Source organism: Collinsella sp. SGI.178 (assembly GCF_050313495.1).
In the GTDB taxonomy this organism is placed as follows: Bacteria; Actinomycetota; Coriobacteriia; order Coriobacteriales; family Coriobacteriaceae; genus Collinsella.
The window spans coordinates 149736-164320 of sequence record NZ_JBNPLM010000001.1 but is presented as its reverse complement, the minus strand read 5'-3'; the positions used below and the strand labels follow the sequence as shown (position 1 = coordinate 164320).

Annotated in this window: 19 protein-coding genes; 17 read left to right on the top strand and 2 right to left on the bottom strand. The window is 60.1% G+C overall.

The features are described from left to right. The first annotated feature begins 12 nt into the window (after positions 1-12). The 17 genes from rpsJ to ACQRAQ_RS00605 all read left to right on the top strand — a co-directional run bounded on the left by rpsJ (position 13) and on the right by ACQRAQ_RS00605 (position 10814). Positions 13-321 (top strand): 30S ribosomal protein S10, encoded by a 309-nt coding sequence (gene rpsJ / locus ACQRAQ_RS00685; protein ID WP_154514695.1) that lies wholly within the window; start codon positions 13-15, stop codon positions 319-321. Between the two features lie 140 nt (positions 322-461). Continuing rightward, positions 462-1616, top strand: coding sequence for a cation diffusion facilitator family transporter (locus ACQRAQ_RS00680; RefSeq protein WP_427793410.1), 1155 nt, complete (start codon positions 462-464; stop codon positions 1614-1616). 39 nt (positions 1617-1655) lie between these two features. Then, the gene (locus tag ACQRAQ_RS00675) at positions 1656-2276 is read left to right on the top strand and encodes a histidine phosphatase family protein (RefSeq protein WP_427727116.1); all 621 of its coding nucleotides are present in this window, start codon (positions 1656-1658) and stop codon (positions 2274-2276) included. A gap of 449 nt (positions 2277-2725) precedes the next feature. After that, positions 2726-3346, top strand: coding sequence for a 50S ribosomal protein L3 (rplC, locus tag ACQRAQ_RS00670; RefSeq protein WP_089572481.1), 621 nt, complete (start codon positions 2726-2728; stop codon positions 3344-3346). Positions 3347-3392: 46 nt separating this feature from the next. Then, positions 3393-4019, top strand: a complete 627-nt coding sequence (gene rplD / locus ACQRAQ_RS00665) for a 50S ribosomal protein L4 (RefSeq protein WP_006235032.1) — start codon at positions 3393-3395, stop codon at positions 4017-4019. Beyond that, positions 4020-4307: a 50S ribosomal protein L23 gene (rplW, locus tag ACQRAQ_RS00660; RefSeq protein WP_006235033.1), complete on the top strand. Its 288-nt coding sequence runs from the start codon at positions 4020-4022 to the stop codon at positions 4305-4307. 179 nt (positions 4308-4486) lie between these two features. Next, positions 4487-5317, top strand: a complete 831-nt coding sequence (gene rplB, locus ACQRAQ_RS00655) for a 50S ribosomal protein L2 (RefSeq protein ID WP_427793408.1) — start codon at positions 4487-4489, stop codon at positions 5315-5317. Positions 5318-5349: 32 nt separating this feature from the next. Further along, entirely contained in the window at positions 5350-5610 is a 261-nt protein-coding gene (gene rpsS / locus ACQRAQ_RS00650) for a 30S ribosomal protein S19 (RefSeq protein WP_006235035.1), read from the top strand. A gap of 14 nt (positions 5611-5624) precedes the next feature. Further along, positions 5625-5996: a 50S ribosomal protein L22 gene (rplV, locus tag ACQRAQ_RS00645; RefSeq protein WP_006235036.1), complete on the top strand. Its 372-nt coding sequence runs from the start codon at positions 5625-5627 to the stop codon at positions 5994-5996. 6 nt (positions 5997-6002) lie between these two features. Then, positions 6003-6713, top strand: a complete 711-nt coding sequence (gene rpsC, locus ACQRAQ_RS00640) for a 30S ribosomal protein S3 (RefSeq protein WP_154514689.1) — start codon at positions 6003-6005, stop codon at positions 6711-6713. Then, entirely contained in the window at positions 6713-7150 is a 438-nt protein-coding gene (gene rplP / locus ACQRAQ_RS00635) for a 50S ribosomal protein L16 (protein WP_427793406.1), read from the top strand. Before rpsC ends, rplP begins: the two co-directional genes overlap by 1 nt. Then, complete coding sequence (rpmC, locus tag ACQRAQ_RS00630) at positions 7150-7365, top strand: 50S ribosomal protein L29 (protein WP_006235039.1); 216 nt, start codon at positions 7150-7152, stop codon at positions 7363-7365. Before rplP ends, rpmC begins: the two co-directional genes overlap by 1 nt. Before the next feature lie 16 nt (positions 7366-7381). Continuing rightward, a complete protein-coding gene (gene rpsQ, locus ACQRAQ_RS00625) occupies positions 7382-7642 on the top strand; it encodes a 30S ribosomal protein S17 (RefSeq protein WP_006235040.1) in 261 nt (86 codons plus the stop codon). A gap of 118 nt (positions 7643-7760) precedes the next feature. Further along, positions 7761-8129, top strand: coding sequence for a 50S ribosomal protein L14 (gene rplN, locus ACQRAQ_RS00620; RefSeq protein WP_117734331.1), 369 nt, complete (start codon positions 7761-7763; stop codon positions 8127-8129). Between the two features lie 13 nt (positions 8130-8142). After that, positions 8143-8448 (top strand): 50S ribosomal protein L24, encoded by a 306-nt coding sequence (rplX, locus tag ACQRAQ_RS00615; RefSeq protein ID WP_006235043.1) that lies wholly within the window; start codon positions 8143-8145, stop codon positions 8446-8448. 536 nt (positions 8449-8984) lie between these two features. Continuing rightward, positions 8985-10064, top strand: a complete 1080-nt coding sequence (locus ACQRAQ_RS00610; protein WP_427793404.1) for a Gfo/Idh/MocA family protein — start codon at positions 8985-8987, stop codon at positions 10062-10064. A gap of 3 nt (positions 10065-10067) precedes the next feature. Beyond that, positions 10068-10814 (top strand): DeoR/GlpR family DNA-binding transcription regulator, encoded by a 747-nt coding sequence (locus ACQRAQ_RS00605; RefSeq protein ID WP_427793402.1) that lies wholly within the window; start codon positions 10068-10070, stop codon positions 10812-10814. A 449-nt stretch (positions 10815-11263) separates the two neighbouring features. On the opposite strand, the gene ACQRAQ_RS00600 is transcribed toward ACQRAQ_RS00605, so the two are convergent. Both ACQRAQ_RS00600 and ACQRAQ_RS00595 read right to left on the bottom strand, forming a co-directional pair. After that, positions 11264-11923, bottom strand: a complete 660-nt coding sequence (locus ACQRAQ_RS00600; RefSeq protein WP_233502584.1) for an RluA family pseudouridine synthase — start codon at positions 11921-11923, stop codon at positions 11264-11266. Between the two features lie 15 nt (positions 11924-11938). After that, on the bottom strand, positions 11939-14434 hold the full coding sequence (locus ACQRAQ_RS00595) for a DUF3656 domain-containing U32 family peptidase (RefSeq protein WP_427793400.1): 2496 nt from the start codon (positions 14432-14434) through the stop codon (positions 11939-11941). Positions 14435-14585: the final 151 nt, after the last annotated feature.

Genomic DNA, 14585 nt, shown 5'->3' with positions numbered 1-14585 from the left:
TGGAGGTTTAAGTTGGCTACCCAGAAGATCCGCATTCGCCTCAAGGGCTATGATCACGAGGTCGTCGATCAGTCCGCGAAGCTCATTGTCGAGACCGCTCAGAAGACCGGCGCTCGCGTTTCCGGTCCTATCCCCCTGCCCACCGAGCGCAACCTCTACACGGTCATCCGCTCGCCGCACAAGGACAAGGACTCCCGCGAGCAGTTCGAGATGCGCACCCACAAGCGCCTCATCGACATCCTCGACCCCACCTCGGGCACCGTTGATTCGCTCATGCGTCTCGACCTCCCCGCTGGCGTCGACATCGACATCAAGCTCTAAGCTTTTTGCTCGATAGTGCGATTTGTAAGGCCGCAGCCCTAAGGGTTGCGGCCTTTTTTGTATCGATGGGGTAAAGGGTCTACACTACTGAGCTATTCGACAAACGGGTGTATGAGTAAAACTGTTGGGGGCAGATATAGATGGTCGAGTGGATCGTTCGTCGTGCGCAGGGCGACCGTGCGCGCGTGGGCACGTTGACGGGCGTGGTGTGTATTCTCGCCAATGTGGCACTATGCGCTGCGAAGGGTGCAATTGGCGTGCTGTCGGGATCGGTTTCGATTGTGGCGGACGCCATGAACAACCTGTCCGATGCCAGCTCAAACATCGTGAGCGTGCTTGGCTTTAAGCTGGCGGGCAAGCCGGCAGACCCCGAGCACCCTTACGGCCATGGCCGCTACGAGTATCTCTCGGGTCTGGTCGTGGCGGCGCTCGTGCTGCTCATCGGCCTCGAACTGGTGAAGTCCTCGTTTGAGCGTATCGTCCACCCCGAACCCGTCGAGTTCTCGCTTGCCCTGGTGGCAGTCTTGGCGCTTTCGATGGTTGTTAAACTGTGGATGGCGGCCCTCAACCAAAAACTCGGTGACCGTATTGAGTCTGAGACGCTGCATGCGACCGCGCAGGATTCCAAGAACGATGTCCTTGCCACAGGCGCCGTGTTAGCGTGCGCAATTGTTTCTCAGGTGACGCATATCAATCTTGATGCTTGGGTCGGCCTTGCCGTTGGCGCCTATATTGGCTGGAGCGGTTTTGAACTCATCCAGGATACGGTGAGCCCGCTTTTGGGTCAGGCGCCCGATCCCAAGCTGGTCGAACATATTCGCGGCAAGATCATGAGCTACCCTGGCGTTTTGGGCGTTCATGACCTAATGGTTCACGACTACGGCCCGGGCAGGAAGTTCGCAAGCGCTCACGCCGAGATGGCGGCCGAGGCCAGCCCGCTGGAAAGTCACGACACGCTCGACAACATTGAACAGGCATTTAGGGACGAAGACGACATGATTGTCACGCTTCACTACGATCCCATCGTGACCGATGACCCCAAGGTGGCGAGCATGCGTTTGCGCATTCACGCCATGGCCCAACAGATCGATAGCCGCCTTTCGATTCATGACCTGCGCTGTGTGCCGGGTCCTACGCACACCAACGTGATCTTTGACTGCGTGCGTCCCTCGGATTTGGGCATGGGGGCCGATGAGCTCAAGCACGCGTTGGCCCAGAGGGTCGAATCGGAATTTCCCAAGTCGATTGCCAAGATTACGATCGACGATGACTACGTAGGGCATACCCACGAGTAGGTCTGCGCCGGCAAAGCACGTTATACAGAAGGGGAGAATATGAAGAGGCTGTATCTGCTCCGCCACGGCCAGACGGAATTCAACGTAAAAAAGCTCGTCCAGGGTCGCTGTGATTCACCGCTTACCGATTTGGGCCGTCAACAGGCCCAAGCGGCAGCCGAATGGCTCAAAGCCCACGGCGTCGTCCCCGACAAAGTGGTCTCATCGCCTTTAGGCCGAGCCATGGACACGGCAAGTCTCGTCGCATGCGAGATCCTCGGTCCGGATGCTACTGTCGAGCCCTGCGAAGGCATCATCGAGCGCGGCTATGGAACCTTCGAGGAAGGCCCGCACGACGCATTGCCTACCGACGTTTGGGATCCAGGCGAGGATTTGGTCCCCTTTGGAGGAGAAGGAAGCCGCGCGCTGCAAGAACGCATGGTAGACACCCTCACCAATCTCATGGGCGCCGAGGGCATCGAAACCCTCCTAGCAGTAAGCCACGGCAGCGCCAGCCGCCAATTCATCAAGGCTGCAGCTCCAGAGGGTTTCGAGCTCCCAGCAAAACTCCCCAACTGCGCCATTATGATCTTCGATTTCGACGATGCGCGAGAAGAGGACGATACGCCCCAATGCAAGTTCACCTTGCAGCAAATTGTGGATCCCCAACAAAGTCATTAGCCTGAACGAGCAAGGTTTAGCAGACATCAACGTGTCGTCTCCCGAGCTTGGCAGAGGGGCGGCGAAATATATTAAGTTTGTCGCGAGTTCCGCACGCAAAGGAAAGCACTTAATGTGCTTTCCGTCTTGCGCAGGACTGTAGAGCAGCAAACTTAATATATTTCGCCGCCCCTCTGCCAAGCCCAGGCGACTCCACGCACTTTACCTGCGTAAACAATGTGAGTGAAATATGAATCTCGATGGATACGCCCGCAGCCGTGTATACTAAACAGCTGTGTGAAACCAGGGGAGTATTCTGGCTGGACAAAATGCCTGCTTAATAGGGTTGTCAGGTAGTCCGGACGCAATACAAGGCTGGGGAGCACGTCGTGTAAGTAGTGGTCCTCTAGGGGCGTACGCTCGGTGGTGTACGCATTGTCCCAAGACCACGCGAGAGTTGGGATCATATCTTGATCAGCATGATTCTCGGCCGCAAGATTGGCATGACCCAGGTTTGGGACGAGAACGACAACGTCGTTCCCGTCACGGTCATCCAGGCTGGCCCCTGCGCTGTCTCGCAGGTTAAAACTCAGGCAACCGACGGCTATGACGCCGTCCAGATCGGTTTCGGCGACATCAAGGCCAAGAACGTGAACAAGCCCATGGCTGGTCACTTCGCCAAGGCCGGCGTCGAGCCTGTCCGCTTCCTTCGTGAGGTCCGCGTCGAGAACGGCGAGGAGCACAAGGTCGGCGAGGTCGTCACCGTCGCTGATTTCGCTGATGTCGAGAAGGTCGACGTCATCGGTACCTCCAAGGGTAAGGGCTTCCAGGGTCGCATCAAGCGCTGGGGTCAGCGCCGCGGTCCTATGACGCATGGTTCTCACTTCCAGCGTCACCCCGGTTCTATCGGTCAGTGCGCCTATCCTGCGCGCGTCCTCAAGGGCGTCAAGATGGCCGGTCACATGGGTAACGAGCGCGTTACCGTCAAGAACCTTTCCGTTGTCCGCATCGATGCCGAGCAGAACCTCATCTTGGTCAAGGGCGCTGTCCCGGGTGCCAAGAATGGTCTCGTCGCCATCCGTATGGCCTAAGGGCCCAGCCCATTTAGCCCAGCGTCATACCAAGGAGAACACTTAAATGGCAAAGTTTGAAGTAAAGAACAGCGAGGGCAAGAAGGTCGCCGAGGCCGAGCTCGCCGCTGAGGTGTACGGCATCGAGCCGAACATCCACGTTATGCACCACATCGTCAAGTGCCAGATGGCCTCTTGGCGTCAGGGCACCCAGTCCGCTAAGGGCCGCTCTGAGGTTTCCGGTGGCGGCAAGAAGCCTTGGCGTCAGAAGGGCACCGGTCGTGCCCGCCAGGGTTCCATCCGTGCTGCCCAGTGGCGTCACGGTGGCGTTGTCTTCGCCCCCAAGCCCCGTTCCTACGCTAAGCGTATGAACAACAAGGAGGTCAAGCTGGCTATGCGCTCTGCGCTGTCCGCCAAGCTGGCCGATGGCGAGCTCGTGCTCGTCGACGACTACGGCTTCGAGAAGCCTTCCACCAAGGCTGCCGTTGCCATGCTCAAGGCTCTTGGCCTTGAGGGCAAGCGTCTGACCATCATCGTTCGCGATGAGGACGTCAACGCCTACCTGTCGTTCCGCAACATTCCCAAGACGTTCATCATCACTGCCGACGAGGCCAACACCTATGATCTCGTCAACAACAACGCTGTGCTGATGCCCGCCGACATCGCCGCTCACTTCGGGGAGGTGCTTGCATAAATGACCGCCCACGAGATCATCATCCGTCCGATCGTGTCCGAGCGTTCCTTCTCCGGCATGGAGCAGAACAAGTACACGTTCGAGGTCGCCAAGGATGCTAACAAGTATCAGATCAAGGACGCTGTCGAGGAGATCTTCGGCGTCAAGGTCGTTCGCGTGAACACCCTGACGGTCAAGCCCAAGACCAAGCGCGTGCGCTATGTCGCCGGCAAGACCCGTTCTTGGAAGAAGGCCATCGTTACGCTGGCCGAGGGCGACACCATCGAGGTCTTTGGCAACCAGGCCTAAGACTCGCTGCTGTTGAGTGAGCTCATGCCTCCCAAATAGGGGAGGCGAGAGCTCAAGGTTTTGGGCGTATAAAATGGACACGCCCGGAACCGTGTATACGTCCGGTGTCATCGCACCCGAGGCAGAACCTCGAATCCCTGTCTGCGATGGCTAACGGATACCTATTGAAAGGGATTGTAATGGCTGTAAAGCACCTTAAGCCGACCTCCGCTGGTAGGCGTTGGCAGACGATCTCCGACTTCTCCGAGATCACCTGCACCAAGCCCGAGAAGTCTCTTCTCGAGCCCCTGCCCAAGAAGGCCGGTCGTAACAACAACGGCCGCATCACCATCCGCCACCAGGGCGGCGGCGTGAAGCGTCGTTACCGCGTGATCGACTTCAAGCGCAACAAGGACGGCGTGCCCGCCAAGGTTGCCACGATCGAGTACGATCCGAACCGTTCCGCTCGCATCGCTCTGCTGCACTATGCTGACGGTGAGAAGCGCTACATCCTGGCCCCCAAGGGCCTCGAGGTCGGTCAGACCGTCATGTCCGGTTCTGACGCCGACATCAAGCCGGGCAACGCTCTGCCCCTCGCCGACATCCCCGTCGGTACGCTCATCCACGCCGTCGAGTTCCAGCCGGGCAAGGGCGCCGCTATCGCTCGTTCCGCCGGTAACTCCTGCCAGCTGATGGGTAAGGAGGGCAAGTACGCCATCGTCCGTATGCCTTCCTCCGAGATGCGCCGCATCCTCGTTACCTGCCGCGCCACCGTCGGTGAGGTCGGCAACGCTGATCACGCCAACATCGTCATCGGCAAGGCCGGCCGTAAGCGTCACATGAACGTGCGCCCGACCGTCCGCGGTACCGTTATGAACCCTGTCGACCACCCGCACGGCGGTGGCGAGGGCAAGAACCACACCTCTGGTCGTCCCTCTGTTACCCCCTGGGGTAAGCCGACGAAGGGCCTTCGTACGCGCAAGAAGAAGAAGGTCTCGAACCAGCACATCATTCGTCGCCGTAAGAAGTAATTTCGGATACCGAGTTTTAGGAGAAAGCACTTATGAGCAGAAGTCTCAAAAAGGGCCCGTTCGTGGAGACTCGCCTTCTCTCGCGTATCACCGCGATGAACGAGGCTGGCAAGAAGGACGTCGTGAAGACTTGGTCCCGCGCGTCCACCATCTTCCCCGAGATGGTTGGTCACACCATCGCCGTCCACGACGGCCGCAAGCATGTGCCCGTGTATGTTACCGAGTCCATGGTTGGTCACAAGCTCGGCGAGTTTGCGCCGACTCGTACGTTCCGTGGCCACAAGGCCAAATAGGGGGTTAACCGTAAATGGCAACTAAGTCTATTGAAACTGAGGCCACCGAGGTTCGCGCCGTCGCTAAGTACGTGCGTGTTTCCCCCAGCAAGGCCCGCCTGGTGGTCGATCTGATCCGCCGCAAGCCTGTCGCTCAGGCCTTCGACATCCTCCACTTCTGCGACCGCGCCGTCGCCGTGGATGTCGAGAAGGTTCTCCGTTCCGCCGTTGCGAACGCCGAGAACAACAACGGTCTGCGTGCCGACAACCTGGTTGTCGCTGCTGCCTATGTTGACGAGGGTCCGACGCTTAAGCGCATCCGTCCCCGCGCCAAGGGTTCCGCTTCTCGCATTCTGAAGCGTACTTCCCACATCACCGTCGTCGTTGCTCCTCGAAAGGAGGCGTAAAGCTGTATGGGTCAGAAAGTCTACCCCACCGGCTTCCGTCTTGGCATCACCGAGAACTGGCGCTCCCGCTGGTTCGCAGAGAAGGATTACGCTAAGACCCTCGGTAACGATCTCGAGATCCGCAAGTACCTCGAGAAGCGTCTTTCCCGCGCAGCTGTCTCCCGCGTCGAGATCGAGCGCGCTGGCGACAAGGTGAAGGTCATCATCTTCACCGCTCGCCCCGGCGTTGTCATCGGTAAGAAGGGTGCCGAGATCGATACCCTCCGCACCGAGCTCGAGAAGGTCGCTGGCGTCTCCAAGGGCCAGCTCTCCGTCGACGTTGTCGAGATCAAGCGCCCCGAGCTCGACGCCAACCTCGTTGCTCAGTCTATCGCTGAGCAGCTCGAGGGCCGCGTTGCCTTCCGTCGCGCTATGCGCAAGGCTGTCCAGTCCGCCCGCAAGGCCGGCGCCAAGGGCATCCGTATCCAGTGCTCCGGTCGTCTCGGCGGTGCCGAGATGGGCCGTCGTGAGTGGTACCGTGAGGGTCGCGTGCCTCTGCACACCCTCCGTGCCAAGATCGACTACGGCACGGCTGTCGCCAGCACCACCATGGGTGCCTGCGGCGTGAAGGTCTGGATCTACCTGGGCGAGAAGCTCCCGGGCCAGCCTGTTCCCAACCCTGCACTCGAGGGCTCTTCCCGTCCTCGTCGTCGTAACTCCGAGAGGAGGGGTCAGTAGTGCTTGCCCCTAAGCGTATTCTTCACCGCAAGGTGCAGCGTGGCTCCATGAAGGGCCAGGCCAAGGGTAATACCGAGCTGCATTTCGGCGAGTTTGGTATCCAGGCTCTCGAGGCCCATTGGATCACCAACCGTCAGATCGAGGCCGCTCGTATTGCCATGAACCGCTACATGAAGCGTGGCGGTCGTGTCTACATCACGATCTTCCCCGATAAGCCCATCACCAAGAAGCCTGCCGAGACTCGCATGGGTTCTGGTAAGGGTAACCCCGAGGAGTGGGTGGCCGTCGTCAAGCCCGGCCGCATCATGTTCGAGGTCAAGGGCGTGCCCGAGGAGGTCGCTCGCGAGGCTCTGCGTCTGGCGCAGCACAAGCTCCCCATCAAGACCAAGATCGTCGCTAAGCCTGCCGCTACAGAGACGGCCGAGGAGGAGAACTAATGAAGCCCGCAGAGATTCGTGAGCTCTCGGACGCTCAGCTCGTTGAGAAGCTGAAGGAAATGCGCGCCGAGCTCTTTAACCTTCGTTTCCAGATGGCCACCAGCCAGCTGGACAACACCGCTCGCGTCAACACCGTGAAGAAGGACATCGCTCGCGTCCTCACGGAGCAGCGCGCCCGCGAGATCGCAGCGGAGAAGTCCGCTGTCGCCGAGTAGGACCTAAGGAGAGAACATGACTGATTCGCGTAACTCGCGTAAGGTCCGTACGGGTGTCGTTACCTCCGTCTCCGGTGCCAAGACCATCGTTGTCACCATCACCGAGCGCAAGCGTCACCCCAAGTACGGCAAGATGATGACCAGCTCCAAGAAGCTGCACGCTCACGACGAGGAGTGCACGGCTGGCGTGGGCGATACCGTCCGCGTTATGGAGACCCGTCCTATGTCCAAGATGAAGCGTTGGCGCCTCATCGAGGTCGTCGAGCGCGCTAAATAAGCAGTCGCTCTTACGACTTGTACGTTTCCGAAGATGTGCGTATGCCTGGCTTGCATACCATGGGCCGTATAAAGGCTGCGCACCTCTCTTCGGTTCTTAGTTCGGAGGAACATCTACCATGATTCAGATGCAAACCATGCTGAACGTCGCCGACAACTCCGGCGCTCGCAAGATTCGCTGCATCAAGGTGCTTGGCGGTTCCAAGCGTCGTTATGCAGGCATCGGCGATGTGTTCATCGGTGCTGTCCAGGAGGCTACCCCTGGCGCCAACGTCAAGAAGAAGGACGTTGTCCGTTGCGTCGTCGTTCGCACCGTTAAGGAGATCCGCCGCAAGGATGGCTCCTACATTCGCTTTGATGATAACGCCTGCGTTGTCATCAACAACGATGGTTCGCCCGTCGGCACCCGTATCTTCGGGCCCGTCGCTCGCGAGCTTCGTGACAAGAAGTACATGAAGATCGTCTCGCTCGCTCCCGAGACCCTGTAGTTAGGGGAGATATATGTATATCAAGAAGGGCGATAAGGTCCAGGTTCTCTCTGGTAAGGATCGCGGCAAGCAGGGCGTTGTCCTGCGTGCTCTCCCTGCCGAGAACAAGGTCGTTGTCGAGGGCGTTTCGGTCGTCAAGAAGGCCGTCAAGCCCAACGCTGCCAACCAGCAGGGCGGCATCGTTTCGCAGGAGGCTCCTATCGATGCCTCCAACGTCAATCTCGTTTGCCCCGAGTGCGGTAAGGTTACCCGCGTCGGTCACGAGAAGGACGGCAAGAACAAGCTGCGCGTCTGCAAGAAGTGCGGCCACAAGTTCTAAGCTGCCCGCAACATCTAAGTTGCTAGCAAAGGCCCGGATGCCACGGCACCCGGGCCTTTTTCTATCCCTACTCATTGGGGACAGACTTAAATGAGTGGCCATACTCATTGGGGACAGACTTAAATGACTAGACGTTGGGGACGTTCTTAAACGGCTAGTTGATGGGGACAGTCTTGCCATAAAGCGTCGTACGGGTAACGCCCTCAGGTTTCGGCAGCCTGGGACAGTCCTTATGTGCCGGCAGTTAGGGATGATCTTTTGATGTCTGATGCCCCTAGGGGGCAGAGTAAGACAGCCTGCTTTGCCTTTAGGGGTTTTGGTATTCCACCTTTTTATGCATCATAACGATCGTTACATGCGTATTTACGCACAGAGTCTTGCGCGATAATGCGCATAGCCGCGCAAATATCTGCTAATTATGGTTTAATAATAACCGATAAACAAATAAACACGCAAATACAAGCAAACTCGCGCAAATTTGTGCGAATATAAGGCTGTTGGAAATGAAGAACTTCCGATGACTCAGGAGGCACATGATGACAGATTCCAAACAGGCTCCGCTCGACGCCGAAGCAGCCGCTAAGGCGGCGTTTGCCTCGGTCCAGGATCAGCCGTTCCCTAACGACATCTTTACGGCTCCCGAGCTTCGTTGGGCTGTGATCGGGTGCGGCGTTATCGCCAACCAGATGGCCCAGTCTCTCGCCCTTGCCGGCCGCAAGCTTGCGGGCGTCGCCAACCGCACGCTCACCAAGGCTCAGACTTTTGCCGACCAGTACGGCGTCGAGAAGGTCTATGACACGGTTGAGGATCTCTACGCCGATCCCGACATCGACGCCGTTTATATCACCACGCCGCATAACACGCATATCACCTACCTGCGCGCCGCTCTGGCAGCAGGCAAGCACGTGCTTTGCGAAAAGGCCATCACCCTCAACTCCGCCGAGCTCGACGAAGCACGTGCCATTGCCGACGAGCATAACGTGGTCCTTATGGACGCCACCACGGTGCTCCACATGCCCTTGTATCGGGAGCTGCGCCGCCGCATGGATGCCGGCGAGTTTGGCCGCATGAACCTCGCTCAGCTCAACTTTGGCAGCTACAAGGAATACGGCGACCTGACCAACCGTTTCTACAATCGCAACCTTGCTGGCGGTGCCATGCTCGATATTGGCGTCTATGCCCTGTCCGTCATGCGTCTCTTTATGGCAAGCCAGCCTGTTGAGGTCGTTTCGCTCGGCAACACCTGTGAGACCGGCGTTGACGTTGCGGGCGGCATTGTCTGCCGTAATGCCGAGCAGCAGCTGGGCGTGGTGAGCCTTACACTTCACTCCAAGCAGCCCAAGCGCTCGGTCATCAGCTTTGACAAGTGCTATATCGAGGTCAACGAGTATCCCCGCGCCGATCACGCGACCATCGTGTGGACTGCGGACGGGCACCGTGAGGAGGTCCACACCGGCACCGAGGCTTACGCCCTGTGCTACGAGATGGCCGACCTGGAGAAGGCCGTTGCCGGCGATGATTCGAAGCGCGCGCTTCTGGATTATGCTTCTGATGTTATGGAGCTTATGACCAAGCTCCGCGCCGACTGGGGAGTCGTGTACCCCGAGGAGGAGTAAGCGATGCTTGCGGAGGATAGGCTCAACGCGATCGTGTCGATGGTCCAGCAGGCTGGCTCGGTTACTGTGCAAGAGCTTGCCGATACCCTGGGCGTAACGGCGTCTACCATTCGGCGCGACCTGCAGACGCTCGATCGAGCACACCGTATCGCCAAGGTCCACGGCGGAGCGACGAGTCTCGAGCGCGCACACGTGACGCGCGACCTAACGCTCAATGAGCGCAGCGACCTCCATAACGACGATAAGGAGCGTATCTGCGCCCGCGCCGCGGCGCTGGTGGAGCCCGAGAGCTTTGTATACATCGACTCGGGCTCGACGACGCTCAGACTCATCGAGCATCTTCCGCATCTCGAATCGGTCACCTATGTGACTGATTCCGTGCTCCATGCTCAGCATCTCGCTGTGCGCGGCATGCGCACCGTGGCGCTGGGCGGCGAGCTTAAACCCGAGACCGAGGCGCTCGTTGGCCCCGATGCTCTGGCAACCCTAGACCGCTACAACTTTAACTGCGGCTTTTGGGGTTCTAACGGCATTGCCGCCGAGCAGGGCTTTACGACGCCCGATATCGAGGAAGCGCAGGTCAAGCGTATCTCGATGCGCCATACAGCCAAACGCTTCGTAATCTCGGACGCCAGTAAGTTTGGCATGGTGGCTCCCGTAAAATTCGCGGACTTCCGTGACGCAACGGTTATCACCGCGGGCGAGGTCCCCGCCAAGTACCAGACGATGGAAAACGTCATCACGGTTTAGCAACGGGGCGAAGTAAGGCCAAAATCGCCACAAAGGTGCCTGTCCCCATTGTGGTGGTTAGTAACGAAAACCGAGTAGTTTTCTCAATAGAAAAGCGGCAACGTCCATCACAGGCGTTGCCGCTTTCGTTGTCCGCCGGTTTGTCTAAGTCTGTAACAACTGGACCGTTAAAAGTGGGTTAGATGTTACAGATTGAGATACTTCCGAACCGCGCCATCCCTTTGTCTCAATCTGTAACATCTGGGACCGATTTTGCCGAGTTATTGTTACAGATCGAGATTTTCCCTTGAGGGGGATTTGAATGTCTCGATCTGTAACAGATAGACCGGAAAATGGGTTCTAACTGTTACAGATCGAGACGTTTTGGCGCCGCGGCTGAGCCATCGTGGCGGCTTGACGTTTGCCCAGATAAAACCTGCCAAAATAAACCTGTCCCTTTTTGGCAGGTTTTAGGGCTCCCAGGGGCAGGGGGCTTCGATGTGGATGTGCTCGCCGGTTACGGGATGGGTAAAGGATACGCTGTGGGCGTGGAGCATGAGGCCACAGGGGCGCGGCGTTCCGTACAGGTCGTCGCCAACCAGGGGATGATGTTCGCTTGCCAGGTGCACGCGGATCTGGTGTTTGCGGCCCGTGAGCAGCTCAACATCGATATACGAACGGGTGGGCAGGCCTCGGCGGCTCTTAAGGCGCTTGAGCACCTTGACGCGTGTCTGCGACGGCTTGCCGCTGGCGCCGACGCGCATCTTGCGGCTATCGTGGCGGTCGCGGGCGATGGGCTTGTCGATGAGCTTTTCGTTCCAATCGATCTTGCCCTCGGCGAGCGCCAGATAGTGCTTTTCGAAGGCGTGGTCGATGACCATCTGGTCAAAGGCGGGCTGCGTCTGCTTGTCGAGCGAGAACAACACCACGCCGGTAGTGTCGCGGTCCAAGCGGTTGAGCGGCTGCATGTCGGTCGCGGCAAAGCCGTCGCCCATCGCCAGCAAAAGGTCGCTGGCATAGTCGGTAAGCGTGCGCTCGCCGGTGCCGTCGCCGTGGACGATCATGCCGGCGGGCTTATCGATGGCCATGAGCCAGGCGTCGCAGTAGAGGACTTGAGGTTCTTCGTTCACGTGTAAGCCTTTCGGTTAGCTAATTCCCACAAACATGCAGCCCGAAGTGGCGCCGCGCAGGCGGGCGGCGGGCTTACGGCCGGCCTGCGCGGCTTCGACGGCGCGACGGACGCGTGCGACGGCGCGGCCAATCTCATCGGCTTCGAGCAGGGTCCCGTCGACCATGAGACGGCGCACGCCGGCGTCGAGCAGCTGTGGAACCTGCGGTGTGAGGTCGATGGGGTAGGCGTCGTACAGGCGCGAGCGGCCGTGGATGTCGGTACGCACCGGCATGACCTTGCCGTCGATATTCTTGAGCGACAGCTTGCGGGCGCGCAGGCGGCAGTGGGCGCAATCGTGGATACAACCGTTGGCCACCTGCAGGATACAGTGCTCGCTCGTCATAACGCGCGGGCGGCCGAAAACGGTGATGCCCAGGGCCGCGGGCGCGGAGGTACCAAGCGAGATAATCTCGTCGAGCGTGATCTCGGGCGAGAGCCAAAACGCCCCGGCTCCGCGCTCGGCGAGTGCCTCCATGCAAGGCGTGTTGTGCACGGGCAGGCAAGAGCGAATCTCGGCCGTGGCACCAACCTGGGCGGCCAGGGCAAGCTCAGAGATGTTGCCAATAGCGACCGTGGCACCGGCAACAACCCACGGGTCGACGCGCGCGTGGTCGACGGCGCGGCAGACCTCATCGAGCACGGGGACAATACCCTGCTCAAACGCATCGGCGGGGGAAAGCTCGGCCGCATCGAGCGCGTCGGTGGTCATATAGATGCGCACGGCTCCCTCCGCGCGCGCTGCCTCGGCGGCGTCGAGCGAGGTGACGGTGGCGCAGATCTGCGGCTCATCGCGGTAGTGCTCGGGCGCGGGGCGGGAATCACTGGTGACAATCGCCGGCAGCTCGAGCGTGTGGGCGCGCTCGTCATACGGCGCCAGAATGGCCTCCTCGAGCGCCTTGCAAGCGGCGGCGCGCACCTTGTGCACAGCGGAGAAGCCCATGCCACAGCCCTCATCGAGCGCCACGTCAAAGCTCGCGGCCTCAAAGGGCGAGGAGCCCATGCGGCCGACGTGCTCCACCAGATCGGATGCCTCGACGGCGCGGGTCTTGGCGGCCTCGACGGTAAAGCCGGTGGCGGTGGCGGTGAGCGTGGGGTCGTCGCAGCAGGTGAGCGTGACGGTAAACGGCTCGCCCAGACGCGCCACGACGGACACGTCTACGGCGCGGCGGCGCAGCACGTCGCGCTTGAGCGCGGCGCCGGCAGCGTCAATGGCGCGCTGGCTGCGAATCACACGCACGCGGCAGCCCTCGGGCATGCTGCGGGGAACGCGGCACTCGATGATGTCGCCGGGGGCGGCATCATCGGTAGCGATAGTGGTCAGGAATTGGTCGAACTCATCGTCGTGACGAAGTTCCAACAGGTCGCCCTTGCCTACAGGCTCAAACAGCTCAATGCGGGCGATGGCGGCGCGGCGACGACGGTCGTCGGGTTTGAGCCCGCGCACGTCGCGGTTGGCCAGACGGCTGCCCAGCACCGTGCCCACAATCTGGCCGCGGTTGTTGGAGCGCTCGTAACTCATCATCTCGTCGCCTGAGGTGCCGTCCTGATAGGCGTGCGTAAAGTCGCGGTTAAAGCAGCGCTTGAGTTGGCGCTGGCGAGCGGCGTCCTCGTCCTTATCTACGACGGCCCCGGCCAGCATGTCATCGATCTGATGACGATACACATCGACGATGGAGTACACGTAATCGGGCGCCTTCATGCGGCCCTCGAGCTTGAGCGATGCGGCGCCGGCGTCATACAGGCGGCGAACAAGCTGCGACGTGTTGGTGTCGCGCGGGCATAGCGCGCGCTCGCGACCGGCGGGGGAGAGCGTGCGGCCGTTCTCGTCGATCAGCTCGTAGGGCAGACGGCAGGGCTGAGCGCACATGCCTCGGTTGGCCGAGCGGCCCGCCATGGCAAAGCTCGAGAGCAGGCACAGGCCCGAGTAACAAAAGCAGATGGCGCCGTGGCTAAAGACCTCCAGGTCAACGTCGGGCGCGGCGTCGTGGATGGCGGCGATCTCGTCGATGGAAAGCTCGCGCGAGAGGGTCACGCGGTCGGCGCCCTGCTCGCGGCACCAGATGGTTCCACGGTCATCGTGGATGTTCGCCTGGGTCGAGATATGGGTCTCGATGCCGGGCATGGTGCGCCTGACCTCAAAGAACAGGCCCCAGTCCTGGATAATGAAGGCGTCGGCGCCCAGCGTGGAGCAGCGGTGGATGAGCTGCAGTGCATCGCTCATCTCGGACTGCTTGATGACGATGTTGACCGTGACGTAGACGCGCGAGCCGGCCAGGTGCGCGGCGCGGCAGGCCTGCTCAAAGGCCTCATCGGTAAAGTTGGTGGCCTTGCGGCGGGCGTTGAAGCTGCCCATGCCGCAGTAGATGGCGTCTGCCCCGGCGGCGAGCGCGGCGGCAAAGGGCTCCGGGCCTCCGGCGGGGGCCAGAAGCTCGGGCCTGCGGTTGGTGGTTCGGCTGGCGGTTGCGGTCATATCCTGCCTTTCAAAATGCTTAGATATACAAAAGTATAGTGGCACCGTCGCGAAGGGCGATGCCCGCAGCCTAAGCAGGACAAAGTCTTCAGTAGCCTGGGCTGGCTGACCCCGTGGAGAACCGTTCAGCGGTTCGGGGAAACCGTTGGGC